This window comes from Microbacterium sp. 2RAF4, assembly GCF_052115285.1.
Lineage (GTDB): Bacteria > Actinomycetota > Actinomycetes > Actinomycetales > Microbacteriaceae > Microbacterium > Microbacterium oxydans.
In genome coordinates this window covers 1-3,596 of record NZ_JBFRGI010000007.1, presented here as the reverse complement: position 1 = coordinate 3,596, position 3,596 = coordinate 1, and the positions used below count along the sequence as shown (strand labels likewise).

2 rRNA genes are annotated in these 3,596 nt (G+C 54.2%); both read right to left on the bottom strand.

The annotated features are described in order from the left end of the window. Positions 1-8: 8 nt before the first annotated feature. Positions 9-125: ribosomal RNA gene (gene rrf, locus AB4070_RS18530) — 5S ribosomal RNA — on the bottom strand. A gap of 108 nt (positions 126-233) precedes the next feature. Beyond that, positions 234-3,338: ribosomal RNA gene (locus tag AB4070_RS18525) — 23S ribosomal RNA — on the bottom strand. Between the last annotated feature and the right edge of the window lie 258 nt (positions 3,339-3,596).

The following is a 3,596-nucleotide window of genomic DNA, read 5'->3' as shown; positions in this document are numbered from 1 at the left end:
TAAAAGGAGTCCGGCGGTGTCCTACTCTCCCACAGGGTCCCCCCTGCAGTACCATCGGCGCTGTGAGGCTTAGCTTCCGGGTTCGGAATGTAACCGGGCGTTTCCCTCACGCTATGGCCGCCGAAACACTATTGATGTTTCAATCAAACACATAACAAAGTCATTGTTGTTATGCGGTTCTCGACCGTACATCGAGAACCACTCAGTGGACGCGTAGCACCAACAAACGGTGTGTTATCAAGTCATCGGCTTATTAGTACCAGTCAGCTGCATGCATTACTGCACTTCCACATCTGGCCTATCAACCCAGTAGTCTGGCTGGGAGCCTCTCACCCGAAGGTATGGAAATCTCATCTTGAGGCCGGCTTCCCGCTTAGATGCTTTCAGCGGTTATCCATCCCGAACGTAGCTAATCAGCGGTGCTCCTGGCGGAACAACTGACACACCAGAGGTTCGTCCAACCCGGTCCTCTCGTACTAGGGTCAGATCCTCTCAAATTTCCTACGCGCGCAGCGGATAGGGACCGAACTGTCTCACGACGTTCTAAACCCAGCTCGCGTACCGCTTTAATGGGCGAACAGCCCAACCCTTGGGACCTACTCCAGCCCCAGGATGCGACGAGCCGACATCGAGGTGCCAAACCATGCCGTCGATATGGACTCTTGGGCAAGATCAGCCTGTTATCCCCGAGGTACCTTTTATCCGTTGAGCGACAGCGCTTCCACAAGCCACTGCCGGATCACTAGTCCCGACTTTCGTCCCTGCTCGACCTGTCAGTCTCACAGTCAAGCTCCCTTGTGCACTTACACTCGACACCTGATTGCCAACCAGGTTGAGGGAACCTTTGGGCGCCTCCGTTACTTTTTGGGAGGCAACCGCCCCAGTTAAACTACCCACCAGGCACTGTCCCTGAACCGGATTACGGTTCGAAGTTAGATATCCAGAGTGACCAGAGTGGTATTTCAACAATGACTCCACACGAACTAGCGTCCATGCTTCAAAGTCTCCCACCTATCCTACACAAGCCACACCGAACACCAATACCAAGCTGTAGTAAAGGTCACGGGGTCTTTCCGTCCTGCTGCGCGTAACGAGCATCTTTACTCGTAATGCAATTTCGCCGAGTTCGCGGTTGAGACAGTTGGGAAGTCGTTACGCCATTCGTGCAGGTCGGAACTTACCCGACAAGGAATTTCGCTACCTTAGGATGGTTATAGTTACCACCGCCGTTTACTGGGGCTTAAATTCTCAGCTTCGCCTTGCGGCTAACCGGTCCTCTTAACCTTCCAGCACCGGGCAGGCGTCAGTCCGTATACATCGTCTTGCGACTTGGCACGGACCTGTGTTTTTAGTAAACAGTCGCTACCCACTAGTCTCTGCGGCCACCACACCCTTTTCGGAGTAAATCCGTATAAGTGGATGGCCCCCCTTCTCCCGAAGTTACGGGGGCATTTTGCCGAGTTCCTTAACCACGATTCTCTCGATCTCCTTGGTATTCTCTACCTGACCACCTGAGTCGGTTTGGGGTACGGGCGGCTAGAACCTCGCGTCGATGCTTTTCTTGGCAGCATAGGATCACCCACTTTTTATCCGCATCGTGTCTCAGCCTMWRTGAATCGCGGATTTGCCTACGACTCGGCCTACGCACTTGCACCAGGACAACCATCGCCTGGCTTGGGCTACCTTCCTGCGTCACACCTGTTAATACGCTAACCGCACCAGAATGGGGTCGTGCGCTAGGCCCAGAGCGTCACCCCGAAGGGATCAGTCACTGGGATTCAGACACTTAGCACTACTGGATTAGCTTGGGCGGTTCTTCGCCGGTACGGGAATATCAACCCGTTGTCCATCGACTACGCCTGTCGGCCTCGCCTTAGGTCCCGACTTACCCAGGGAAGATTAGCTTGACCCTGGAACCCTTGGTCTTTCGGAGGACGTGTTTCTCACACGTCATTCGCTACTCATGCCTGCATTCTCACTCGTGTAGCCTCCACGGCTGGTTTACACCGCCGCTTCGCTGGCCACACGACGCTCTCCTACCCATCAACACGGCTGGACCACGAAGGCCTACCAATAATGTCAATGCCACAACTTCGGTGGCGTGCTTGAGCCCCGTTACATTGTCGGCGCGGAATCACTTGACCAGTGAGCTATTACGCACTCTTTCAAGGGTGGCTGCTTCTAAGCCAACCTCCTGGTTGTCACAGCAACTCCACATCCTTTCCCACTTAGCACGCGCTTTGGGACCTTAGTTGGTGGTCTGGGTTGTTTCCCTCTCGACTATGAAGCTTATCCCCCACAGTCTCACTGCTGCGCTCTCACTTACCGGCATTCGGAGTTTGGCTGACGTCAGTAACCTTGTAGGGCCCATCGGCCATCCAGTAGCTCTACCTCCGGCAAGAAACACGCAACGCTGCACCTAAATGCATTTCGGAGAGAACCAGCTATCACGAAGTTTGATTGGCCTTTCACCCCTATCCACAGCTCATCCCCTCAGTTTTCAACCTAAGTGGGTTCGGTCCTCCACACGCTCTTACACGTGCTTCAACCTGGCCATGGATAGATCACTTCGCTTCGGGTCTAGGACATGCGACTGAATCGCCCTATTCAGACTCGCTTTCGCTACGGCTACCCCACACGGGTTAACCTCGCCACATATCGCTAACTCGCAGGCTCATTCTTCAAAAGGCACGCTGTCACCCCTACTAAGGAGGCTCCAACGGTTTGTAAGCAAACGGTTTCAGGTACTATTTCACTCCCCTCCCGGGGTACTTTTCACCTTTCCCTCACGGTACTTGTCCGCTATCGGTCATCTGGGAGTATTTAGGCTTATCAGGTGGTCCTGACAGATTCACACGGGATTTCACGGGCCCCGTGCTACTTGGGATACTCTTCGCGCCAAGAGAAGCATTTCGACTACGGGGTTGGCACCCTCTATGACCGGCCTTTCAAGACCGTTCGTCTATACCTTCTTGTAACGCCGCCACCTCGGCAGAGATGACTGAAAAGTCCCACAACCCCCAACGTGCAACGCCTGCCGGCTATCACACACGCTAGGTTTAGCCTGATCCGGTTTCGCTCGCCACTACTAACGGAATCGCGGTTGCTTTCTCTTCCTGTGGGTACTGAGATGTTTCACTTCCCCACGTTCCCTCTACCCGCCCTATATATTCAGGCGGGAGTCACTAGGTCGGCACGCCGCCCAGCGGGGTTTCCCCATTCGGACACCCTCGGATCAAAACTTGCTTATCAGTTCCCCGAGGCTTATCGCAGATTGCTACGTCCTTCTTCGGCTCCAGATGCCAAGGCATCCACCGTTTGCTCTTAAAGACTTGAAATCACATGAGTTTGAATCAAAAACTCGACYCCACYCGAAGGCGGGATCTGAAATTGACTAATGATCTTTAAGATCATCTTGTGCAACAACCCGAAGGCTGTTGCAAGATGCTCGCGTCCACTGTGTAGTTCTCAAAGTACGGGCGGTACCCCTCACCGCTTCCCCACCGGGGAAACAACGAAAGGCCCAGAGTAACCGACTGTGCACTCGACCCGAAGGCCAGTGCGCATCCGGTCCCTCAGGACCCAACAGCGTGCAG